The sequence below is a fragment of the Shewanella sp. genome (assembly GCF_013214165.1).
Taxonomy (GTDB): domain Bacteria; phylum Pseudomonadota; class Gammaproteobacteria; order Enterobacterales; family Shewanellaceae; genus Shewanella.
In genome coordinates this window covers 1-23,631 of sequence record NZ_JABSSM010000031.1, presented here as the reverse complement: position 1 = coordinate 23,631, position 23,631 = coordinate 1, and the positions used below count along the sequence as shown (strand labels likewise).

Sequence of the window (23,631 nt, the reverse complement as noted above, 5' to 3'; positions counted from 1 at the left end):
CAACAAAGTTATCAAGGTAACAACATGGTTGATGTATTAGTCACCAATGGCTCATTGCTGATTGCAATTGCTGCTATTTTTGGTTTTTTAATGGCTTGGGGTATTGGCGCAAATGATGTAGCCAATGCAATGGGAACCTCAGTTGGTTCTAACGCTATAACGATAAAACAAGCGATCATCATAGCGATGATTTTTGAATTTGCCGGTGCTTATCTAGCGGGTGGTGAAGTAACGAGTACGATCCGTAAAGGGATCATCGACTCGGCCTACTTCGTCGACTCACCAGAGCTACTGGTCTACGGTATGATCTCGGCGCTCTTAGCCGCAGGCATCTGGTTGATTGCGGCATCTGCATTAGGCTGGCCTGTATCGACCACTCACTCTATCATCGGCGCCATCGTAGGTTTTGCCGCGGTAGGTGTGGGCACCGAAGCTGTCGAATGGCTCAAGGTAGCTGCTATCGTGGGTTCCTGGGTCGTCACTCCGGCAATATCCGGCTTTATCGCCTTTATGATATTCCAGAGCGTACAGAAACTTATCTTCGATACAGATAACCCACTGGAAAACGCTAAACGTTACGTGCCCTTCTATATGGCGCTAGCGGGCTTTATGATGTCACTAGTGACTATTCAGAAAGGCCTCAAACATATCGGTCTACACTTCAGCACAGCCGAGGCATATGCATTAGCCTTGGGTATTGCTGTTATTGTGGGGGTCGGCGGTAGTTTAGCGATTAAACGCCTGAAGATGGATAGTCAGGCCGATCGCCAGACTCAGTTCGGCAACGTCGAGAAAGTATTCGCTGTCTTGATGATCGTCACCGCGAGTTGTATGGCATTTGCCCACGGCTCTAACGATGTCGCCAACGCGATTGGTCCACTGGCTGCGGTCGTTTCAATCGTCAACAGTGGTGGCGAGATCGGTAGCGAGGCCGCTATCGTATGGTGGATCCTTCCACTGGGTGCCATAGGTATCGTCCTAGGTCTGGCCTTCTTCGGTAAACGCGTGATGCAGACCATAGGTAAGAACATCACCCACCTCACCCCGAGCCGTGGTTTTGCCGCAGAACTTGCTGCAGCTTCAACCGTAGTGATTGCCTCGGGCACAGGCCTGCCCATTTCTACCACACAAACCTTAGTCGGTGCGGTTTTAGGTGTAGGTATGGCTCGTGGTATCGCAGCGATTAACATGGGTGTGGTCAGGAACATTGTGATCTCTTGGGTTATCACCTTGCCAGCGGGTGCCGCACTGTCAATTCTGTTCTTCTTCACCATAAAAGGTATCTTCAGCTAAGGCATTGAACTTGGTTTGTAGACACAAATAATAAGGGAAGCTCGCGCTTCCCTTTTTTATGCTTCAGCTCTCAACCTCTGAAGTAATATTTGATTTTATCCATCATTTTGACCACATACTCTCCTGTCTCGCCCAATTTTTGACATTAATGAAGCTTCATCCACTCACAGACATATCTCTTGCATCTAGCCCTTGCAAAACGCCCTGCAAATCCCTAGCATGTGGCTATATTTCGTTGATGAGAATTCAAAGTGTTAAGATTCTTTGCTTTAGTGGGACTGTTATTACTCTCTCCAAGCCTTTTGGCCGCAGGTCAACCTGGATACATATCCGATAAAGTTTATCTCTATCTTCATGGTGGACCGGGTACCCAATTTCGTATCTTAGGCAGTGTTGAGGCAGGCCAGGCAATCTCACTATTGGGCGAGACCCAAGGTGACTACACTAAGATCATCGACCATAAGGGCCGTGAAGGCTGGGTAGAAACAAATATGGTGACTCGCCAAAAGAGTTTCCGTCAACAGTTACCCGAAGTGAAAAGTGAGCTAGATAAGACCAAGTCTGAGCTAGCCCAAGCCCTTAGCTCCAGCGATAACAATGCTGCGCAGCTCAGTAAGCTCAAGTCAGATCTCAGCCGTGCACAACGAGAGCTGACCAAGGCAAGCAGTGAGCGTGATCACGCCACTAGCAAGCTAGCTAACATCGAAAAGAACGAACGTTTCCAGATGTGGCAAGAAGGCGGCATCATTGCCGTTATTGGTTTACTGATAGGTGTCGTCTTAGTCTATCTGCCAAGACCCAGACGTAAGCAGAAAAATCGCTGGTAAACAGTCTATTTTTCCACCAAAACCTCCCCAAAAAGCCAGCATTCAAATGCTGGCTTTTTAATTTCCACCTTGGCTAACCCGCATAGACAGTGACCTTGCACACCATTTGACCGAACAAGATCAAACAGGGCTCACATTCGCATCCGCAATGGTGTCGTTCGTCACATTTTGATGATACTATCCCGCGCAAAGATGGCGGATTGTATACAAAAAATAAGATGCATCTTGCTACTATTATCTAAAAGGCTCTTCAAAGCTGTAATTAGAGAAGATTTTATTCAAGCAAACTGTCCTTAACCGGCCCAGATGGAAGTGACTACTATGTTCAAAGCAAGTGAAGTTCTGACTGGTCTTTATGACTCAGCCAACCTCGATGAGCTGTTTACAGCCATCACCAATAACTACATTGTCGATGAAGATGAATATCTATCTGAACTGATCAAACTTGTGCCTTCTAGTGACGAAGAGATTCAGCGTGTCACTAAAAGAGCTCACGATTTGGTAGCCAAAGTGCGCCAATACGACAAAAAAGGTTTAATGGTTGGTATTGATGCATTTTTGCAGCAATACAGTCTAGAGACACAAGAAGGTATTATCCTGATGTGTCTTGCCGAAGCGCTACTGCGCATCCCAGATGCTGCGACTGCCGATGCCCTAATCCAGGATAAGCTATCGGGTGCGAAATGGGATAAACATATGAGTCAAAGCGACTCTACGTTAGTCAATGCTTCCACTTGGGGCTTAATGATAACGGGCAAGATTGTCACTCTCGATAAGAATATCGACGGCAAACCCAGCAGCCTGCTAAACCGTCTGATCAATCGAGTCGGTGAACCCGTCATCCGCCAAGCTATGCTTGCAGCAATGAAAATCATGGGCAAGCAGTTCGTTCTGGGTACCAGTATCAAAGATGGTCTCAAGAACAGTGAAGCTAACCGCAAGATTGGCTATACACATAGTTACGACATGCTCGGTGAAGCGGCTCTCACTAAAGCTGACGCAGATAAATATTTTGATGAATATTCATCCGCGATCACTGCACTTGGCGCGCAAAGTTACGATGAGATCCAAGCGCCCCGACCCACTATCTCTATCAAGCTATCAGCCCTTCACCCAAGATATGAAGTAGCCAATATAGATCGTGTCCTCTCAGAGCTTTACGACACACTCATCAAGCTAATCAAGCAAGGTCGAGAGTTAAATGTCGGCATCTCAATTGATGCTGAAGAGATGGATAGACTCGAGCTGCACCTGAAACTATTCCAGAAACTCTATAACTCAGATGCTGCTAAGGGCTGGGGCCTGTTAGGTATCGTAGTGCAGAGCTACTCCAAACGTGGCCTGCCGGTACTTTGCTGGTTAACTCGCCTGGCGAAAGATCAAGGTGATGAGATCCCTGTACGCCTCGTTAAAGGCGCATACTGGGATAGCGAATTAAAGTGGGCTCAACAAGCTGGTGAAGGCGGATACTCCCTCTTTACTCGTAAAGCGGGCACAGATGTGTCTTATCTTGCATCTGCACGTTACCTTCTTTCAGACGCGACTAGAGGCGCCATTTATCCTCAGTTTGCCACACACAACGCCCAATCTGTTGCCGTTATTATGGATATGGCAGGCGACCGCCGGTATGAATTCCAGCGTCTTCACGGCATGGGACAGGAGCTCTACGATACGTTAATCGCCGAGAGTCCAGCAACACGTATTCGCATCTATGCCCCCATTGGTGAACATAAAGAGCTACTACCCTATCTGGTTCGTCGCTTACTGGAAAATGGCGCCAACACCTCATTTGTGCATAAGCTGGTCGATCCTAAAGTCGCCATCGAGTCACTTGTCGTTCACCCGCTAAAGACACTGCAGAAATATAAAACCCTGTCTAATAATAACATCGTTAAACCCGCCGATATTTTTGGCGCAGAGCGTAAAAACTCCAAGGGACTCAATATGAACATCATCTCTCAATCTAAGCCATTTTTCGCGGCTCTCGAGAAATTTAAAGACATCAGCTGGAACGCTGGGCCTCTGGTCAATGGCGAGCTATTAAGCGGCGAAACCCATGACATCGTCAGTCCCTTCGACACCACTAAGGTCGTGGGTAAGTTAGCATTCGCTAATAACCAGGCTATAGAGAAGGCGCTTTCTGGCGCAGACTCGGCCTTTAGCAGCTGGTCTAATACACCTGTAGAAGTACGTGCTAATGCACTACAGAAGCTTGCCGATCTACTCGAAGAAAACCGTGAAGAACTCATCGTCCTTTGTACCCGTGAAGCGGGCAAGAGCATTCAAGATGGAATCGATGAAGTGCGTGAAGCGGTAGATTTCTGTCGCTACTACGCCGTTCAAGCCAAGAAGATGATGGCTCAGCCAGAATTGCTGCCAGGCCCAACGGGAGAGCTCAATGAGCTGTTCCTTCAAGGTCGCGGTATCTTCGTCTGTATCAGTCCATGGAACTTCCCTCTGGCAATCTTTATTGGTCAAGTGGCCGCAGCGCTGGCTGCGGGTAATACCGTTATCGCTAAGCCTGCGGAGCAGACGTCTATTGTAGGTTTTCGTGCGGTGCAGCTGGCACATGAAGCGGGCATTCCTAAAGATGTGCTCCAATTTCTACCAGGCACTGGCGCAACAGTCGGTGCGGCAATCACCTCAGATGAGCGTATTGGCGGCGTTTGTTTCACCGGCTCTACGGGAACGGCTAAGCTGATTAACCGCACCTTGGCAAACCGTGACGGTGCCATTATCCCTCTTATCGCCGAAACCGGCGGTCAGAATGCCATGATTGTCGACTCGACATCACAGCCTGAGCAAGTGGTGCATGATGTTATTGATTCATCATTTACCAGTGCAGGACAACGTTGTTCGGCGCTACGGGTGCTCTTCCTTCAAGAAGATATCGCAGACAGAGTGCTTGAGGTGATGAAAGGTGCCATGGATGAGCTAACCATTGGCGATCCTAGCTCAATCAAGACCGATGTCGGCCCGGTGATCGATGCAACGGCTCAGGCTAACCTTAATGCCCATATCGACCATATCAAACAGGTCGGCACTCTGCTTAAGCAGCTCGATCTGCCCGCAGGTACCGAGAAGGGTCACTTCGTCGCACCTACGGCTGTGGAGATTGATTCGATCAGGGTGCTGGAGAAGGAACATTTCGGTCCTATCTTACATGTGATCCGCTACAAGGCTTCCGAGCTGGCTAAGGTGATCGATGAGATCAACAGCACGGGCTTCGGTCTAACACTCGGTATCCATAGCCGTAACGAGGGTCAGGCTCAGGAAATAGCCAACAAGGTCAAGGTAGGCAATGTCTATATCAACCGTAATCAGATTGGCGCAGTTGTTGGCGTACAGCCTTTCGGTGGACAGGGCCTATCGGGCACAGGGCCAAAAGCCGGTGGACCACTCTATCTGACTCGCTTCATCACAGAGAAAACCCGTACCAATAACATCACCGCCATAGGGGGTAATGCCACGCTTCTATCCCTGGGTGATAGTGACGACTAATGACCTTCCCCGATAAGCTTTAGCTAATCTTAAGCTAAAGCTAAAGCTTAGCCAAAAAAAGAGCCAGACTTAGTGTCTGGCTCTTTTTTTTGAGTCGCACCATCTTGATGAGTGATAGCCAATGAAGTGGCTAATCATACCGATAAAAAATCCACCTCTTAGGGTGGATTTTTTATCTCTGCTTAGCCTAGGTTTTGCTAACTCAGTTTATGGTTGAGACTTGCGTAGTATTCATCAGCCGCTAATAAATCATCATGGCAACCTGAGACTCTTAACTTCCCATTCTCCATCAAATGAATAGTATCCATCTGGGTCATAGCTGTCAGCCTGTGGCTGATCATCAATAAGGTCTTGTCCTTAGCAAATTCAAACAGCAGGGCCAAAATCTCTCTCTCGGTGCGCTTATCCAATCCTTCGGTGGGCTCATCGAGTAATAATACCGGCGCATCGCGCAGCAGGGTTCTGGCTACTCCGATCCGACGTTGCTCGCCACCAGAGAGCTGCCTGCCCCCCTCACCAATCCAAATATCCAGTGGCTTATCACCTTGGGTCAGATTGGATAATCCAACTCTATTTAATACCCCTAGCAGAATCTCATCATTAGCAGCTTGTACGAGTCTGCGCTCGGCCCGTGTCGGTAAGTCAGCAACTGGTTGCTGTGCTAAAGCCAAATTACTTCTTAATGTTCCGCTAAATAGATAGATACGTTGGCTCATAAGGGTGATGCCATCGGTCAAAGCTTGCTGACTATATTGTTCAATCTCGACGCCATCGAGCCAAATACTCCCTGAGCTAGCTTGCCACTCTCGGGTGATCATAGACAACAGGCTAGACTTACCACAGCCAGTCTGCCCAAGTAGAGCCACTTTTTCACCAGGCTTAATACTCAGGTTAATGTCTGTAAGCACCCCTTGTTTAGTCGCAACTAGGGGGTCTTGCTCATAAGAGAAACAGATCCCTTTGAGTGTCAGTTCACCATGGCGAACGCGAATATCGCTGGCGTTATTGAATACTATGTCCGGCTCCTGTTCCACCAGCTCATTGACTCGCTCGGCTGCTGTGACACAAGAAGATAGATGCTGAAAGGCGCCGGCAATTGGCATCAACATCTCGACGCAGGCCAAGGTCATAAACACGACCATAGCAAGCATTGGGCCAGGCGGCTGATGCTCACCGACTCCGGATGATGCCATATAAAGAATGGCCATGACGACTAGGCCATGACACAAGATCAGTGCAGCCTGACTCAAGGCCGTGACATTCGCCATCGCCCTCTGGCTAGCTAATAGCCTAGCTTCAGACTCGGCAAGCTGGGCCCGAAAACGCTCATTGGCACCGAAGAGGGAGATCTCTGCCAGTCCCTGGACAAACTCCAGTACTTGTACCCGATAGATCCGTTTACTCTCCAATAATTCGACACCCGGTTTGCGCCCCAGATGATAGAAGATCCAAGGCAATATCAGCCACACCAAGAGTAAGCTGCCGCATAAGATCAACGCCAGTTCGGCATCGAACCAAGAGACGAACAAATACAGTGCCGCTAACATCAGCAATGAAGCGGCCATAGGCGTTAACAGCCTGAGGTAGAGATGATCTAAGGTATCGATATCGGCTACCAGCCTGTTAAGCAGGTCCCCTTGCCTTATCCCTTGCATATTACTGGCACTGAGGGGCATTAACTTGCGCCACGCCCAGCTTCGCAACTGAGTAAGCAGTTTAAAGGTGGCTTCATGGGTGGCTAAGCGCTCACCGTAACGACTCGCCGTTCTAATTATGGAGAAAAATCTTACCCCAGCAGCTGGGGTAAAATAGTTGAACATCATCGCCGTCGCCGCGGTTAATCCGGCTACTGCTGCGGCCGATAGAAACCAGCCTGATAGCGAGAGCAAACCTATGCCTGCCATCAGGGTCGTCAGGCTCAATATCAGCCCAATGCACATCATCAGCCACTGATGCTTAAATAATTTGATAAAAGGTAATAAGGCTTTCATGATCGTGACTCCATATCGATACCAGTCTCTACGTCACACTCATCTTGTTGCATCTGCCTAAATAGCCCTTTTTCTCGGTTCAACTCACCTAAGTTACCTCGCTGAACGATCTTGCCTTTATCCAGCACTAAAATACTGTCCATCTGATCGAGCTGATCTAGCCTATGGGTCACCATCAGGCATGAAGCGTGTGACATAGCATCTCGCAGCGCACTTAATACCGCCTGTTCGCTATGACTATCTAAACTTGCCGTAGGTTCATCTAACAGAAACAGGCTAGCATCTTGTCCTAAGGCCCTGGCTAACGCGATCCGCTGGGCCTGACCGACAGAGACGCCAGCCATCTGCTCACCGACAGGATGTTGTAAACCTAAGGCTTGTTCCTTGACGAAATCCAACACCTTGGCCTTAGCCAATAATGCCTCCACCTCAGCGTCCCTCATAGCGGGATTGACCATTGCCACATTGTCACGCACAGAGCCATGAAATAGCTGAGGATCTTGTCCAAGCCAGGCAAGATGCCTGCGGTAACGAGGCATATCCAACTCGTTGAGCTCAACATTATTGATTTTCAATGAGCCCTGATAAGGTAAAAACCCAAGTAAAGCATTGAGTAGACTCGTTTTACCCGAGCCACTTGGCCCTACCAGCGCCACATGCTGGCCTTGTTTGAGGTGAAAACTCAATGGACCCACTAATTGGCCCCCATCGTGACTCATCACAGTTAAATCTGTGGCAGTGATCTCGACTCCAGTGCGCCAGTCTAATTCAGTGACACCCATCTTTCTTTCACAGGCATCAGGCTCAAGCTTATATTCTAACAATGCCATCAACTCTTCGGCGGCCCCTATGGCTTGGGCCTTAGCATGATAGTGAGTGCCCATGTCGCGCAGTGGCTGGTAAAATTCTGGTGCCATCATGAGTATAAATAAGCCGATAAACAGACTGATCCCCCCACCGTAATCGCCGAAATTAAGGTGCCCCAGATAATTGAAACCAAAATAGACCGCCAGAACCGCGATAGACACGGCGGCAAAAAACTCCAACACGGCGGAGCTTAAGAAGGCCATCTTGAGCACGGACATGGTTCTTTCACGGAACTCTTCGGACGCGGTTTCGATCTCCTTGACTTCGGCATCACCTCGATTGAATAGTTTCAGGGTCGGCAAGCCCTTTAATCGGTCCATAAAATGACCACTCAGTTTAGCCAAGGCACTGAAATTTTTACGGTTGGCGTCTGCGGCGCCCATACCGACTAAGATCATAAACATGGGGATCAGGGGGGCCGTGGTCAACAGAATTAATCCGGCAGCCCAATTTAACGGAAATACCACTATGAGTATGGTCAGGGGAATGAAGCCAGCCAAAATAATTTGTGGCAGATAACGGGCGTAAAAGTCGTGCAGGTCTTCTACCTGCTCCAGCACGATACTCGCCCAGCTTCCGACGGGCTTTCCCTTGATGAAGGCAGGCCCAAGTTCGGTTAGTTTATCCAGCACCGCACTACGGATTTGTAACCTGAGTCGTTTCCCCGACTCGAAGCTAGCACGCTCGCGGGCAAACGCCAGCAAGGCCCGCACGGGGATGAGCGCCAGTAAGAATAAAAACTCATTGGTGTAGTCAGACTTGTCTAGCTCGAGAATGATGATGCCATGCAGTATCGTCGACAGCAGATATGCTTGAACGATTAATGAAAATCCGGTTAATAATCCCAACAACACAGTCAAGTTGAGATAGAAGCCACAGGCTTTTTTCTGCTGTCTCAACCAAGAAGTCAGTTGTTTCTCTAACGATTTGTCCATGCCGCTCCTGCAAATTAGTATCTCATGATGAAATAGTGGGAAGTGAGAGTTTGCGCAGTATCGCAGGCATAGCACAAGGAATAAACTAGCAGGCTTGGAAATGTTAAGAGATTCACAAAAATTGCGCTAGATCAAAAAAACATGGAACCTGTACTTAGTTAATCTGTCTTAGAAAAGGGCTAAATTTCGGCAAGCACAAAACCAATAGGAATATCGAGTGGCGATAAACTAGGACAATATAATCGGTAGAGAAATGAGCCCATAAAAAAAGGTCGGTGAGCATCTGCTCAACCGACCCTTATCTAATCAGTCATGATAATGAACCATGACAATGAGCAAGTTTGAATCCCGTTACTTCGACTCATCAGACGCGTAGTCGTCACTGTCTTCATCGAAAGTGCTTGAGTCAGACGACTCGCCGCCGTCGGCAACATCACGCGCATCACGCCATGCATCGGCAGCTTGCTCTTTAGATGCAGCGGCTTGGGTACGCTCGTCACGTTGCTTAGCCTTACGCTCGTTACGCAGCATCAGCTTATCGAGGAAGGATTGAAGCTCCTTCTCTCCCCAGGCACTTGCTTCGGCTTCGGTCGCGAAACCTGTTTTACGCTTAGAGACGATAGTTTTTCGCGCAGTCATACGACGAGTGATCTCGGCCGCCCAAACTTGCTTGTCTTGAACGATGCGAAAATCGAACTTTTTGGTTTGTGTCATATTACTTATTTCCTACAGATAAAATCTTATCGCCAGCCAATGGCCCAGGCGTTAAGTACAAAATATGTTTCCAGCTCATTTACTCATCCACTTCTCTAGACTGGCTCAGATCACATTTTTTGCAATCGAGCCTATGACCAAGCATAGATGCTCTGCCTTCGGCCGTTATCACCCAAGGGCGAACAACCCAAGGTGGCGTATGTCTGACATGCTGGTTGTGACCACATGAAAGCTTAACAAGCCAATGATTCTCATCATCTTTGATATAACCCACTATCGACTGTTTCATAGCGCCTACAGGCCTAAAGCCCGAGTGATAGAGGCAAATGAGCCTTTTAGGGCGCGAGACTAACACGTACAGAGTGTAAACAACATCCTTTAACCATCAAGTTTCGCATCTTATAACAGTAAGTGTCACCACAAAAATTTAAACCCATTCATTAACACTCGAAAACGTGACCTAGGTCACACTTAATGTGCCTGCACTAGCCAAAGAATGTTTTCATAAATACTATATATGTATCTGTGTGTATCCCGCTGTAAATGACTAAAGGAATTAGCATAGAAACAATGAGACTATTATTTTAACCACAGCTTAAATTTTATGATTAACGCTTTTTCGACAGTCGCTAAGACGGAGCTTACACAATATGAAAAAAACAATAACAGGTTTTACCCTCATCGAATTAGTGGTGGTCATCATCATTTTGGGCATACTTGCAGTGACCGCGGCGCCTAAATTTATTAACCTGCAATCCGATGCCTACCGCAGCCAGCTTGCTGGCGCATCCGCAGCAATGAAATCGGCGGCCACACTGTTTAAGTCCAAGTCACTGATTTCAAATGGTGGAGACGCCAGAGTCGTCTATAACGAAATCGTGGGTTCGAAGCACCAAGTCTGGGCCGCAAGCTCAAACGGCACATCTCCGAGCACGGGTTATTCGACGCCGCCCGAAATTTTTAAGGCTGCTGGCCTCGATGTTAGCGACTGGTCCTATCGTATTTATGTGGCCGGTACCTATCAAGTCGTCGCCAGCCCCAAACAAAAACTGAATATTGCTCAACCAAGTCAGGCCCAGGTTGAGGCGACAAAATGCTATATCCACTACAAGTGGGAGACGTCAGGCAACACGGCTAGTTTCGACCGTGAAGATTCGGGTTGTTAAGAGACAACCTGAATGACAAGCGCCGGGCATACTCCTATGACTCGGCCTCTGTGGCCTTTAATTACATAGCGCTTTCAATGGGGATGCTGTAAGCTGCACGCCCGCCAGACCATCTGGCTCCATGAAAGCCGCTGTTTTAGCCGCGTCAAGAGACCAATCTATGAGTTTTACCTCCCTGGGTTTATCCGCTCCGATTTTAAAAGCCGTAGCCAATAAAGGCTATGAGACACCTTCGCCAATTCAAGCTCAAGCGATCCCCGCAGTGCTCGAAGGCAAGGATGTAATGGCAGCAGCCCAGACTGGCACAGGTAAAACCGCAGGCTTCACTCTACCTCTATTAGAGCTGTTAAGCAGAGGCAACCGTGCTCAAGCTAAAAAAGTACGCGCTCTGGTATTAACACCGACTCGTGAGCTTGCGGCTCAAGTCGCCGAGAGTGTCGAAACTTATGGTAAGTACCTGCCACTCAAATCCGCAGTAGTCTTCGGTGGCGTAGGCATAGGCCCACAAATTTCTAAGCTGGGTAAAGGCGTCGACATATTAGTCGCCACTCCCGGTCGTTTACTTGACCTATATAACCAAGGCGCGGTGAACTTCAACCAACTTGAAGTGCTGATCCTCGATGAAGCCGATCGCATGTTAGATATGGGCTTCATTCATGACATCAAAAAAATTCTTCGAGCATTGCCGGCTAAACGTCAGAACCTGATGTTTTCGGCGACCTTCTCCGACGATATTCGTAAACTGGCTAAAGGCCTGGTGAACAATCCAGTCGAGATCTCTGTTACCCCACGTAACGCCACGGCGAAGTCCGTTGAGCAATATATCTATATGATCGATCAGAAGCAGAAGACTGCGGCGCTGATCCATCTGATCAAACAAAATGACTGGCAACAGGTACTCGTCTTCAGCCGTACTAAGCATGGTGCCAACCGCATCGCCAAGAATCTCGAGGCTAACGATCTGACTGCTGCCGCTATCCATGGCAACAAGAGCCAGGGCGCACGCACAAAGGCGCTGGCGAATTTCAAGAGTGGTGCCGTTCGTGTGTTAGTCGCAACCGACATCGCCGCTCGTGGTATCGATATCGACCAATTGCCTAACGTGGTTAACTTCGACCTGCCGAATGTGCCAGAAGATTATGTTCATCGTATCGGCCGTACTGGCCGCGCCGGTGCCAGTGGCCAAGCAGTCTCCTTAGTCAGTGCTGACGAAAGCAAGCTTCTCAGGGACATTGAACGTTTAATTAAGCAAAATATTCCACGCAAAGAGGTGGAAGGTTTTGTGCCGACACAAGTGGTAGCCGAAACCGATCTCAATGACAGAAAACATGGTCAAAACCGTGGTCCACGCAATGCCAATGGCCGCGGAAATGGTCGTAATGGCAATTCGCGTAGCAATGGCGCTCGCTCAGGCGAAGGTTCTCGCGACTCACGCAGCGGTCAAGGCAAGGTCGAGCATAAAGACGGCCAACGCAGTGGTGAAGCCGCTCGCGGTCATCAACCAAATGATAGCAATGCCAGTCACAGTCGCCGCAGATCTGGCTCTCAAACCCGCGCTAGCAACAGTGCGAGTTCAGCAGCCTCTAAGCCAGGTTCAAATACCAGCATCTGGGGTAATAACTAGTTTATACCGGTTTCCTAACTACGGCTTAAATTAACGCTTTAATTAAACAGCCTACCGATACTCGTTTCGAACCATAAGCAGAGCAGCCGCTCTGCTTTTTTTTGCCTCATATAAGCCTCTCCTAATGAGTTATACCATTCAGAGTAAATATCTGATCAGTTCAGAGACTCTTAGTTTTTCAATTCAAGGCGCATTGATGAGGATTTCGTCCCTGTTTTGGAAGCTCTCAGCCGCATCGACACTGGCTGATTGATAAGAACGTTTGTCTATATTTACTCTAACCTATTTATCTTATTAAATAATATCCAACATTTATTTCGTATAGTTTGAAAATAGACTACAACAAAAAATAAAATTCCTTTAGCATGTAGAATGCCTACAGCCCAGAATAATATGGATTTGGCAGCAGTAAGTTAAACGAGCGATTTATACTAGGCAAACCGTGCGCCCCATAAATACTGAGGCGTAACGAAGACAAGGATGGTTCAGAGTGTATTTGAAATATTTAATTATCATAATCTTAGTTTTTTTATCTATGGGCTGTCAGTCGACACAAAAGGGAGGCGCTATTCCTAGTGAGTCGAATAAAGAATTAAATTTAGATGTATTAAACATTAACTGGAACGACTTAAGTCTCTCTCCTGGTGACAGAAGAATTAAAGGTACTGGTTTTGTTGTAGTAGATTGGTCTGATTCATCTGAAAATTTAGGGCCATATTTCGGCCTTATAGGCGTTTTAGTATCAGATATTGTTAATGAGAATAGCTTACAGGGTAGTTTAGAACTGGAGTTGCAAGAAAAATTTGACTTGGCAAAAATTCTACTGAGTTCACTACATGAAAACCAAGATTTAATGGGAATTATCAAATCTATTCATCTAAATTCAAATATAAAAAAGCAGGTTATAAAACTCGAGCCCTGGTGTATTGTTATTCCTAGCGAGAAGGGGTTAATGTTTTTGCCCCAGCTTAAAGCAACGCTAATCTCGCTTACTGGAACTCCCCTTTGGGAAGGGCTCTATGGACCCATAAGCAAAAATAAATCTTTAACATTTAATCCCTCAATGAGTGATGATAACATTGTTGCATTACAACATTTATTACATACAGTTTACGGTGAAATAACAAGTCAATTAGTCGCTAATATCCAAGGTAAAGATAGATATGTCAGTAGAGAAGAAAAACAAAGACTTACCGATGATTTTATGACTAATTTTGAAGTAAAACTGGATGAAAGTCTACTTAACATACCGCTAAATTAAAATTCACCAACCTTGTCATGCCCTTTTCATAGTCCAACTAGGCACACGCTACTCACTGCGATTCGGACATTGCGTATTGTTATCTAGCTGTTAGTATGGAGTTCGGTAAAAATAACTAGAATAAGATGTTGATACTATGAAGATTACTACACGTCACTGGCTACTAAAATCGGCCATACTATTAAGTCTATCGGCTTCTTTAAGTGCAGCAGAGACTGGAGAAACTAAGCAGACTACAGTGATCAAGAATCTGAAGGGCTACACGGTAAACCAAGGCGAATTAGTGACCTTTAATGCTATTCAGTTTACCAACAATAAAATAGATAAACTCTTCACCACTCAGGTAAGCGAGCAGCTAACTAAAGAAATACGTGTTATCGATGCCGGTGGCAAGACTATGCTACCAGGGCTAATCGATGCTCACGGTCATGTTCTAGGTTGGGGGTTAAACTTGATGCGGACTAATCTTCGTGGCAGTCGTTCTGAAGATGAGGCTGTGACTCGTACCATTGAATTTCGCACCCATAACCCAGAGCTTAGCTGGATACAGGGCCGAGGATGGAATCAGGTCTTATGGCCCACACAGACTTTCCCGACGGCTGCGACATTAGACAAACATTTCCCTAATACCCCCGTATGGCTCAGACGTGTCGATGGGCATGCTGGCTGGGCCAATACTGCGGCAATGAAGCTTGCCAATATTGACCGTGATACTCAAGCGCCTGAAGGCGGGGAGATAGTTCGCACTAAAACCGGTGAACCAAGCGGCGTGTTTATCGACAACGCCATGTCACTTATTAGTAGGGCAATTCCAGCGCTTAGTGTGGCAGAGCAAGAAACCGTACTCAAGACGGCTATGACAGATCTGGCCAGACTCGGCCTGACCAGCGTACACGACGCAGGTGTGGGCAGCGATACCGTTACCGCCTACAAGAACTTAGCCGATAAAAATGAAATGCCGGTGCGAGTCTACGCCATGGTTGCCGTGGGTGATCCACATTTCTCCGCCATCATGGCTAAAGGCCCCTACCACCACGCCTCGGGTATGCTAGATCTCAGCAGTGTTAAAATCTCATCTGACGGCGCATTAGGCAGTCGCGGCGCAGCGCTCATCGAGGACTATTCGGATCTTCACGGCCACAAAGGCCTATTGTTACATAGCGATAAGCAACTTAAAAAATACATGCTAACTGCCATGCAAGCCGGATTTCAGGTCAATACTCACGCCATTGGCGATCACGCTAACAAGCTAGTATTAGATGCCTATGAAGACTTGATACAAGAGACGAATACTAAGGCTCTCAGACACAGAGTCGAACACGCTCAGGTATTACGCCTCGACGATATACCACGTTTTGCCGAACTAGGCGTTATTGCATCGATGCAAGCGACTCATGCCACCAGTGATAAAAATATGGCAGAAGACAGGATAGGGCCTAATCGTATCAAGGGCGCTTATGCCTGGCACAAGCTACTGCAAGCCAATGCCGTTATAGCCGCGGGATCCGACTTCCCTGTTGAATCTGCCAATCCTTTCTTTGGCTTACATGCATCTGTGACTCGCCAAGATCACAACAACCAGCCCGCTAATGGTTGGTACCCAGACGAGAAGATGACCGTGACACAAGCGCTCAATAGCTTCACGGTTGCAGCGGCTTATTCTGCGCATCAGGAACACAGTATCGGCCAGCTGGCTCCAGGTATGAAAGCCGACTTTATTCTTATCGACCAAGATCTGGTTAAAGGCAACCCACAGATGATATGGCAGACCCAGGTATTAGAGACCTGGATTAATGGAATTAAGGTGTTTGATATAGCGTCACAACCAACAAAAAATCTATAACTTTGCTTTTATTGTTCCAAAGGAGCTCAATGAGCTCCTTTGGAACATGCTAAGTCCGCATACATTCTGACCTAATCTCAGCTCTCAAGTACACCAGGTTAGGTCTGTTGGTACTTTTTACGCGCCATGGCGGCTACCATAGTATTGATGATGATATTAATCTCTGCAGCAGTCTACACAGGTGATGCAAAAAACAAACCCAAGAGGCGGAACTAACAGACGGGCTAAAAGGCGAATATAACGGCCAGATCATGTTAATAAATGGTCAATCTAAGGCATGGGAAGTGTCGAGTCTGCAATGGATTAATCTGGATAGCTTCTGGCAAAACTGGGCCGATAACCGCGGCGGCATCACCTGGGCCGCAGTAATGATCACCCCGTTTTAGCCGGTAAAAGAGCAAGACACGCTACTGATAGAGCTAGGATGGTGCCTGCATGATGGATTCTGGCAATCACGATGGAGACGCGCCAACGATATCCGCCGTTGGGATGATGCTTTCAACACATGTTCTGCATGCAGTAAGGTATTCGACTAAACGCTGGCGTAGCTAGCCCCATGAACCAGAAACTTGGAAGCTAAACTGGATTTTCGGTAAGGATAACCTTGTAAAGACATCTAACCACTAGGACTCAAGTAAAATCCCTGCATGACCTGAATTCAAAAAATACCATGGCAATCAGCTGTCTCAGATTAATATCTTAATATTCAAGTCGGTTACGACCATTTGTCTTGGCCTCATAGAGCAATTTATCAGCGGCTTCGATGAGACTAGATGACCTTGTATCCCCCATGGGAATGACAGTACACACTCCAGCGCTAACCGTAACGATATCACTGGTCTTGGATAATTTATGTGGGATGCTCCTTGCTCGTACAATGCTAATGCATTGCTCTGCGATACGAATAGCCTGTAATTTGCTTGTATTAGGAAGCAATAAGACAAATTCTTCGCCACCATATCGTGATATTAAATCAAGGGGACGCCTTGCTAACGTACTTAATAATTGAGCAATCAGTTTCAAACACTCGTCGCCCTGCCTATGACCGTAACCATCATTGTACATCTTAAAATAATCCACATCGATCAAGATCAATGACAATGGCACTCCGTCTCTTACAGAATGCTTCCACTCTCTCTCAAGGCTTAAGTCAAACATTCTTCTATTGGATACTCCTGTCAACCCATCCAATAACGACTGTTGTTTCACTTCTTTGTAGAGACGAGCAAGTTCATTTTCTGTTTGTTTACGGGCTGTGATATCTTCAACACTGGACCAAATGTAGCGCTCACCCTCTATGTCGACAATTTGTCCAGATAAGCACACAGGCACTAGATGACCATCCACGTGAAGGTACTCTTTTTCATAAGGCCCGTATTTCCCTGTGTCTTCGAGACTCTCTAGTTGCATAGCTTCTTGTGATAGATATTTTTCTGGCGTGATTTCCCAATAGCTTAAGGTTAATACTTCCTCAGTTGACCTACCAATTATTGCCGCGAACGCAGAGTTAACATCGACCAAGTCGCCATTCATTCGACATAACGCTAGGCCGATGACAGCGTGATCAAACAGTATTTTATTATAATTATTATTGTTGTTCACACGCTAAATCCAGTAAGCACTTTTCAAAATGCTAACACTTATATATCCATAACCATCATTATCGTAACGAATTTTATTGTAACTAGGTGTGTACAATAAACAGATAGTAAAAATAGCTACTACTCACAAAAAACTAGAGTAACCACTCCTTATAATTAACCAGCGCTAGGCTATGATCTAGCCTTGGGAAATTATTACTTTTGTCTAAAATCGTTTTATGATTGAGTTTGAGAAGCATATTTAAAACGGTCTTCCCCCCCTCTAGTGGGGCACTAGAGGCTTAACGTTACCATTGAATTAAAGGTAATAAAAAGGGCAGCGATCTTAATCGCTCCCCTTCAAAAATTAAAACCTAGTCTCAACTATGAGACTAGCAAACTAGGTTATCTCATTTCCCAAGCACGATACGTGCGACCTTTAAGCTTGCCGTTGACTATTTTATGCAGGGCACGCTTAGCGACTTTACGGTCAACGGCGACATATGAGCGAAATTCGGTGATCTTAATCTTGCCGACTTCTGAGCCTTGAATGCCATCGTCACCGGTTAGTGCGCCAAGAATATCGCCGGGGCGCACCTTGTTCTTCTTGCCGCCTTCGATCTGTAGGGTGACCATTCTAGGCTGAGTCGGGAAGGTGTCTAATAGATTCTCAGGGGGTAAACCTTCGCTGACGATATCACGACCCAAAGACTCTTCTAACAACTTAATCTTGTAATCATCGTCATAGGTGTAGAAGGTAAAGGCTGTGCCCTTACTGCCAGCACGGCCAGTACGACCTATGCGGTGAATATGCACTTCGGTATCGAAGGCAAATTCGTAGTTAATCACCATATCCAATGCTTCGATGTCCAAGCCGCGAGCGGCGACATCGGTTGCTACCATGATCGAGGCACTCTTGTTGGCGAACTGCATCAGGGTGATATCTCTGTCTCTTTGCTCCAGATCACCATGAAGCGCTACGACATTGAAACCATCATTGGCTAATGTGGCCGCCACATCTTTAGTCTCACGCTTGGTATTACAAAAGACCACTGCGCTATCAGGACGGTGCTGCAGTAGCAATAAGCGCAACGCTTTTTGACGATCTTTATTACTGTCAATCTGATAAAAATGCTGATCGATACTGTTGCTATCATGAGTTGATGCGACCTTGACCATCACAGGCTTAAACATTATCTGCTCTGCGACCTTTTGGATCTGCTTAGGGAATGTGGCGCTAAACAACAAGGTCTGACGTTCACGTGGCATCTCGGCCATGATGTAATCCAGATCTGGCAAGAAGCCCATCTCCAACATACGATCGGCTTCATCGAGCACTAAGGTGTTAACGTTTTCAAGATTTAACAGCTCACGCGACAGGTGATCGATAATACGACCCGGCGTACCCACTATGATATGGGCTCCATGTTCGAGCGAGCCGATCTGCGGCCCCATAGGCACGCCACCACATAAGGTCAGCACCTTGATGTTGTGAATACCGCGAGCCAGAGTACGGATCTCTTTCGCTACCTGATCAGCCAACTCTCGAGTCGGACACAAGACCAGCGACTGAATTCGAAAACGTTTCACATCTAACTTGTTCAATAGACCTAGGCCAAATGCTGCGGTTTTACCCGAGCCGGTTTTACCTTGGCCGATCACATCTTCACCGTTCAAGATAGCCGGTAAGCTTTGCGCCTGAATGGCTGTCATCGAGTCATAACCCATGGTCTTAAGGTTATCAATTAACTCAGGTTTCAAGGTCAATGTCGAAAATGACATATTGGTGTCTGCTTTTGGGGTAACTTGGCTCAAGGTCTATTCCTATTTTTATCACGACGACAAGCTCGCCATGAAAGCGAATATCAATTAAAACTACTGATATACCGCTGATATAAATCGAATTTATTAAGCGAAATATCACCCCGTGAAATCGATGGTAATCAGGCTTAATAATGATGGGCGGAGTATAGCAATTTTTATACTGACTTGCGCTAATAGGTAACCGAAAATCGTAGTCAATCTCTGAAAATTTAAGCACTAGAAACAAGTATGCCCCAAAGCTGGAGCATACTTGTTTCTGGTTTAATCCTTTCGACTCACTTTACCCTAAGCTGTAACCAGACTTGCCTCTGCGGCTTTAGAATCCAACCGTTTGATCACTACGCCATAGATGATCAATGAAATTGCCGAGACAGTAGCGATGGCCGCAAACACATACCAGATATAGTGAGCATTGGCCGATGCCTCTAGCCAGGCTTCATGGCTGGAAAACGTACGTGGATCTGGGCAGTAAGCTTGCAGCAAATAACCCGATAGACCAAAGCCGAGCAGTGAACTGATAAATGAGTGCAGGTGAGAGAAGCCTAAGTACAAGCCCTCTTCTCCTTTGGGGGCCTGCAACGAGAAGTATTCGAGGAAACGCGGTGAGATAAATGACTCAGCCAAACCCTGAAACACGATACCGATTATCATCATAAAGGCGATAGGATGCATCTGCATAAATCCGAGATCCACGTCGCCATCGAGCATGTTTCCAGAAGCCATCAAGAGTGCAGAAAATGGCATGATAAGCATGCCTATGCTCATGGAAAATAAGGCACTTCGCTTACTCATTAACGAGGTCACTAAGCTGACAGTCATAAATACCACTAACGGATTAACGTTAGCATACCAAGAAGGAGAAGCCCCTTCGCCCGCCATGCGCAGCACATATTTAGGCATAGTTGCATACAACTGATGTTGCACCATCCAGAAGCCAGTGATGATGAGTATTAAGGTAACTAGACGGCCATTGGTAAGTACCTTGATAAGGGCTGACCATATCTCGTCGAGTGATTTACCTTGGGTATTTGTCTCGGCATTTTTGAAGAAAAAGTAGATACTGACAAAGGCTATCAAGGTCATAGTCGCGGCAAAATAGTTCAAGTTAACCAGACCAAGATCTCCCATCGACTCCCGCAACGGCTTGACCACAGTCTTACCAGAGAAGGCACCGATATTGACCATCATGTAGAAAATCGAGAAGCCTTTGGCACGGTTCGCCGCTGTGGTGGACTTAGCCACTGTGGCAGTGATCACCGCCTTGATAAATGAACCGCCGATCATGATGACAATCAAGATAGGAATAATAGCCCAACGAATATCAGCTTCTTTCAATCCATGGTAAATGGCTTCACGGCCATACTCTACCAATCCCTGAGCCTCTAACAGAGCGGGGAAAAGGGCTAAACCTGAATAACCTAAGGTTAGCAGACCAAAAGCTAACAAAAGAGCCGACCTGAAGCCCATTTTATCCGCCAGTGCACCGGTAAATGTAGGCAGAAAATATAAACCAGCAGAAAATGAACCCGCTAACCAGGCCGCTTCGATATCAGTGAAACCAAGAATTCTGGACAGGTATAGGGTAATAACGATAAACACGCCGTAGTAAGCCGCGCGCTCTAACAGTTCGACACAGTTAGCGATCCAAAATATTCTTGGGAATTGAGGTTTTGGTGAGACTCTTTCATTCATATTATTGTTATCCACAGCTCAAGTAAGTGTTATAAGTTGATGACTGGATATGACAAGTGAATTGTCATCACTACCTTGTCTGCACCACCCACAACCAACTATTTTAAAGTTATTTATCAATAGATTAGTTAGAACAAAAGTACTAATCAACCCAGTTAAATTAGTTTTTGATACTAACACGCATAGCCAAGTGAATTACAGTAAATTAAGGTTCAGTTAAGCTAAAGGGAGATATCTAGCATACGGCTAGGGTTATCATCGACTGCGACAAGACTCGATCCTACCAGCAATTACAGGTACTCTTCGCCATTACTCAATTTGCTCCCTTGTAATGGTAGACCTATGACGAAACCTAATATCAGTAAACAGCAGCTTCTCGATGTACTTAACTCTTGGGGAGAGCAGAAGATAAACTCAGATCAGCTTCAGGAATGGATGGTGACGCACTATGATCCTGATGACAATGATATAGGGCTTGGTGAACCCGAGTGGACTCAAGAAGCCATGAATATAGTTATGAATGAATACGAAATAGCTAAACTAGAAAAATTTGTCCTAGCAAAGTATCAGCTAGCCATAGACTTTATCACTGCAGACGAATCCAGATTTAACCAAACCAGACACCTATTTCTTCATGAAGGTTTCTGCGATTAGACCATGAAGTAGCATTGTTGCAAACTGTGGGGATGTGGTGAATGTCAGCAATGCATGGATGCAATTTCTGACCAAGCTCAGCGGCGTGGCGATCCACATGGATGTGGGAAGTGTCGATTATGCACGACTGAAAGGATTCAGGAGGTACGAGACCAAGGATGGACGAAGGTAGAATAACGCAGGAGCCGTTATCGAGGAGCATTTATCGACCGACATCGACTCTTTATAAACCAAAATAGCATTGCACGTACGTGCTTAAATGGATAAGTCACCTGATATCAGTACTGATAAGTTCGAGCTAAACAGCTGAATTTTATTAAATTCCAGACGAAAACCCTTTCCTACGCCATCCTTGGCGTTCAAGGATAAGTACTTCCTGTACAAAAAAGCCACCTTATTCAGGTGGCTTAGTCACTTAATGAGCGCCTGTTATGGAACAAAAAATCGAAGGCGCCTTCCAATGGCCCAGCTTCGGGCATGCCGCCAAGGATGGCGGTAAGTAGAATAACGCAGCAGCAGTTATCGAAGCCCTCCGCGTTGACTCACAAGGATGTGAGGAATGTAGAAAATGTCTGGAACGTTTTTCTACCAACCCAGCATCAAGCTACGCTTGATAAGCGCAGGCCCTTCACCCTACTCTCACATGGGGGTGGAGACAGTGTGCTTAATGTACACAGTACATTGCATTGTCGTAACGCGCAGCAGCTTTGCTGCAAGCTGGGGAGCAAGCCACATGGATGTGGTGAATGTCAGCAATGCATGGACGCAATTTCTGACCAAGCTCAGCGGCGATTGGTCTCGGAAATAGTGATTTTGTAGTCTGCAACCAAGGCGCCTTCCAATGGCCCAGCTTCGGGCGTGCCGCCAAGGATGGCGGTAAGTAGAATAACGCAGGAGCAGTTATCGAAATCCTCCGCGTTGACTCACAAGGATGTGAGGAATATAGAAAATGTCTGGAACGTTTTTCTACCAACCCAGCTTGATAAGCGCAGGCCCTTCACCCTACGACCCACATGGATGTGGGAAGTGTCGATTATGCAGGATGCAATTATCGACCTATCACATGGAATGAACCTCACTGCGTTCGGGCTCTTTATATTCCCCATGTTCGTTCGGTCACTTCTTGCAACAAAGAGTCAGGCCTAAACGAAAAAAGCCCGTTGCGTTAGCAACGGGCTTTATCGACTCTCTTTACGAGAAATTAGGCGCCTGGAAATGACTTACGACCCACATGGATGTGGGAAGTGTCACTTATGCAGGAGCATATCAGTGACCTCGATCCGCGAAGTGGACACATGGGGGCGAAAAAACAGTGCTTTGAATACGCAGTATTCAGCAGCTTTGCTGCAAGCTGGGGACCCCGCTAAGCGGCGGGTCGACATCGGGGCTAGGCATTGCACGTACGTGCTTAAGTGGAAAAGTCACCTGCCTGCACTGAAGTAGGATATGGGCAATAACATCTATATTTTTAAAATACCCAGACGCAAAAAAGCCACCTTATTCAGGTGGCTTTTCTACTTAAATAGGCGCCTGGAAATGACCTACTCTCACATGGGGAGACCCCACACTACCATCGGCGCGATTGCGTTTCACTTCTGAGTTCGAGATGGGTTCAGGTGGTGCCACAATGCTATGGTTTCCAGACTAATTTGGCGATTACTTTCAGCTTTTAAAAAGCTAAAGGTAAAAGAATTTAGAAAGCTGGCCATTTAAAATAGTCTTTTAAACAGCGTTAAATAAAAGTAATAATTAAGTTCGACTTAAATCAAGTTCGTATTCTTTTGTGCTTATCAAGTAATACACGCATTAACCACATACTTCTCTTCACAAGAATAAACCCATCTGGGTTGTATGGTTAA

At 46.6% G+C, this 23,631-nt stretch carries 16 protein-coding genes and 1 rRNA gene; 9 read left to right on the top strand and 8 right to left on the bottom strand.

Annotated elements, in window-relative coordinates; translation table 11 throughout:
• The first annotated feature begins 24 nt into the window (after positions 1–24).
• The 3 genes from HRU42_RS10965 to putA all read left to right on the top strand — a co-directional run bounded on the left by HRU42_RS10965 (position 25) and on the right by putA (position 5,621).
• Positions 25–1,293, top strand: a complete 1,269-nt coding sequence (locus HRU42_RS10965) for an inorganic phosphate transporter (protein WP_295031076.1) — start codon at positions 25–27, stop codon at positions 1,291–1,293.
• A 251-nt stretch (positions 1,294–1,544) separates the two neighbouring features.
• A complete protein-coding gene (locus HRU42_RS10960) occupies positions 1,545–2,120 on the top strand; it encodes a TIGR04211 family SH3 domain-containing protein (protein WP_295031075.1) in 576 nt (191 codons plus the stop codon).
• A 306-nt stretch (positions 2,121–2,426) separates the two neighbouring features.
• The gene (gene putA / locus HRU42_RS10955) at positions 2,427–5,621 is read left to right on the top strand and encodes a bifunctional proline dehydrogenase/L-glutamate gamma-semialdehyde dehydrogenase PutA (RefSeq protein ID WP_295031073.1); all 3,195 of its coding nucleotides are present in this window, start codon (positions 2,427–2,429) and stop codon (positions 5,619–5,621) included.
• A gap of 197 nt (positions 5,622–5,818) precedes the next feature.
• On the opposite strand, the gene cydC is transcribed toward putA, so the two are convergent.
• The 4 genes from cydC to HRU42_RS10935 all read right to left on the bottom strand — a co-directional run bounded on the left by cydC (position 5,819) and on the right by HRU42_RS10935 (position 10,417).
• Positions 5,819–7,612 carry a cysteine/glutathione ABC transporter ATP-binding protein/permease CydC gene (gene cydC, locus HRU42_RS10950; protein WP_295031071.1) on the bottom strand — a complete coding sequence of 598 codons (1,794 nt, stop codon included), beginning with the start codon at positions 7,610–7,612 and terminating at the stop codon, positions 5,819–5,821.
• A complete protein-coding gene (gene cydD / locus HRU42_RS10945) occupies positions 7,609–9,414 on the bottom strand; it encodes a cysteine/glutathione ABC transporter permease/ATP-binding protein CydD (RefSeq protein ID WP_295031070.1) in 1,806 nt (601 codons plus the stop codon). Before cydD ends, cydC begins: the two co-directional genes overlap by 4 nt.
• 351 nt (positions 9,415–9,765) lie before the next feature.
• Entirely contained in the window at positions 9,766–10,128 is a 363-nt protein-coding gene (locus tag HRU42_RS10940) for a DUF3622 domain-containing protein (RefSeq protein WP_295031068.1), read from the bottom strand.
• 79 nt (positions 10,129–10,207) lie between these two features.
• Entirely contained in the window at positions 10,208–10,417 is a 210-nt protein-coding gene (locus tag HRU42_RS10935) for a DUF3565 domain-containing protein (protein ID WP_295031066.1), read from the bottom strand.
• A gap of 361 nt (positions 10,418–10,778) precedes the next feature.
• Here HRU42_RS10935 and HRU42_RS10930 point away from each other — a divergent pair, with 361 nt between their 5' ends.
• From HRU42_RS10930 to HRU42_RS10910, 5 genes are all read left to right on the top strand, one after another.
• The gene (locus tag HRU42_RS10930; RefSeq protein ID WP_295031065.1) at positions 10,779–11,294 is read left to right on the top strand and encodes a type II secretion system protein; all 516 of its coding nucleotides are present in this window, start codon (positions 10,779–10,781) and stop codon (positions 11,292–11,294) included.
• A gap of 160 nt (positions 11,295–11,454) precedes the next feature.
• The gene (locus HRU42_RS10925; RefSeq protein WP_295031063.1) at positions 11,455–12,918 is read left to right on the top strand and encodes a DEAD/DEAH box helicase; all 1,464 of its coding nucleotides are present in this window, start codon (positions 11,455–11,457) and stop codon (positions 12,916–12,918) included.
• Between the two features lie 496 nt (positions 12,919–13,414).
• Positions 13,415–14,179: a hypothetical protein gene (locus HRU42_RS10920; RefSeq protein ID WP_295031062.1), complete on the top strand. Its 765-nt coding sequence runs from the start codon at positions 13,415–13,417 to the stop codon at positions 14,177–14,179.
• A 136-nt stretch (positions 14,180–14,315) separates the two neighbouring features.
• A complete protein-coding gene (locus HRU42_RS10915; RefSeq protein WP_295031060.1) occupies positions 14,316–16,022 on the top strand; it encodes an amidohydrolase in 1,707 nt (568 codons plus the stop codon).
• A gap of 251 nt (positions 16,023–16,273) precedes the next feature.
• On the top strand, positions 16,274–16,408 hold the full coding sequence (locus HRU42_RS10910) for a hypothetical protein (protein WP_295031058.1): 135 nt from the start codon (positions 16,274–16,276) through the stop codon (positions 16,406–16,408).
• 313 nt (positions 16,409–16,721) lie between these two features.
• On the opposite strand, the gene HRU42_RS10905 is transcribed toward HRU42_RS10910, so the two are convergent.
• From HRU42_RS10905 to HRU42_RS10895, 3 genes are all read right to left on the bottom strand, one after another.
• The gene (locus HRU42_RS10905) at positions 16,722–17,624 is read right to left on the bottom strand and encodes a diguanylate cyclase (protein WP_295031057.1); all 903 of its coding nucleotides are present in this window, start codon (positions 17,622–17,624) and stop codon (positions 16,722–16,724) included.
• 383 nt (positions 17,625–18,007) lie between these two features.
• Positions 18,008–19,384 carry an ATP-dependent RNA helicase DbpA gene (gene dbpA, locus HRU42_RS10900; RefSeq protein ID WP_295031128.1) on the bottom strand — a complete coding sequence of 459 codons (1,377 nt, stop codon included), beginning with the start codon at positions 19,382–19,384 and terminating at the stop codon, positions 18,008–18,010.
• Between the two features lie 327 nt (positions 19,385–19,711).
• Complete coding sequence (locus HRU42_RS10895; protein ID WP_295031055.1) at positions 19,712–21,118, bottom strand: MFS transporter; 1,407 nt, start codon at positions 21,116–21,118, stop codon at positions 19,712–19,714.
• Between the two features lie 342 nt (positions 21,119–21,460).
• Here HRU42_RS10895 and HRU42_RS10890 point away from each other — a divergent pair, with 342 nt between their 5' ends.
• Complete coding sequence (locus tag HRU42_RS10890; RefSeq protein ID WP_295031054.1) at positions 21,461–21,772, top strand: hypothetical protein; 312 nt, start codon at positions 21,461–21,463, stop codon at positions 21,770–21,772.
• A 1,528-nt stretch (positions 21,773–23,300) separates the two neighbouring features.
• Here HRU42_RS10890 and rrf read toward each other — a convergent pair.
• Positions 23,301–23,416 (bottom strand): 5S ribosomal RNA (gene rrf, locus HRU42_RS10885).
• Positions 23,417–23,631: the final 215 nt, after the last annotated feature.

What these genes read in the sequence shown, in the direction of transcription:
- HRU42_RS10935 (WP_295031066.1), bottom strand. Translation starts at nt 10,417, where the DNA reads ATGAAACAGTCGATAGTGGGTTATATCAAAGATGATGAGAATCATTGG.
- putA (WP_295031073.1), top strand. Translation starts at nt 2,427, where the DNA reads ATGGAAGTGACTACTATGTTCAAAGCAAGTGAAGTTCTGACTGGTCTT.
- HRU42_RS10915 (WP_295031060.1), top strand. Translation starts at nt 14,316, where the DNA reads ATGAAGATTACTACACGTCACTGGCTACTAAAATCGGCCATACTATTA.
- cydC (WP_295031071.1), bottom strand. Translation starts at nt 7,612, where the DNA reads ATGAAAGCCTTATTACCTTTTATCAAATTATTTAAGCATCAGTGGCTG.
- HRU42_RS10940 (WP_295031068.1), bottom strand. Translation starts at nt 10,128, where the DNA reads ATGACACAAACCAAAAAGTTCGATTTTCGCATCGTTCAAGACAAGCAA.
- HRU42_RS10925 (WP_295031063.1), top strand. Translation starts at nt 11,455, where the DNA reads ATGAGTTTTACCTCCCTGGGTTTATCCGCTCCGATTTTAAAAGCCGTA.
- cydD (WP_295031070.1), bottom strand. Translation starts at nt 9,414, where the DNA reads ATGGACAAATCGTTAGAGAAACAACTGACTTCTTGGTTGAGACAGCAG.
- HRU42_RS10965 (WP_295031076.1), top strand. Translation starts at nt 25, where the DNA reads ATGGTTGATGTATTAGTCACCAATGGCTCATTGCTGATTGCAATTGCT.
- HRU42_RS10910 (WP_295031058.1), top strand. Translation starts at nt 16,274, where the DNA reads ATGTTAATAAATGGTCAATCTAAGGCATGGGAAGTGTCGAGTCTGCAA.
- HRU42_RS10895 (WP_295031055.1), bottom strand. Translation starts at nt 21,118, where the DNA reads ATGAATGAAAGAGTCTCACCAAAACCTCAATTCCCAAGAATATTTTGG.
- HRU42_RS10930 (WP_295031065.1), top strand. Translation starts at nt 10,779, where the DNA reads ATGAAAAAAACAATAACAGGTTTTACCCTCATCGAATTAGTGGTGGTC.
- dbpA (WP_295031128.1), bottom strand. Translation starts at nt 19,384, where the DNA reads ATGTCATTTTCGACATTGACCTTGAAACCTGAGTTAATTGATAACCTT.
- HRU42_RS10890 (WP_295031054.1), top strand. Translation starts at nt 21,461, where the DNA reads ATGACGAAACCTAATATCAGTAAACAGCAGCTTCTCGATGTACTTAAC.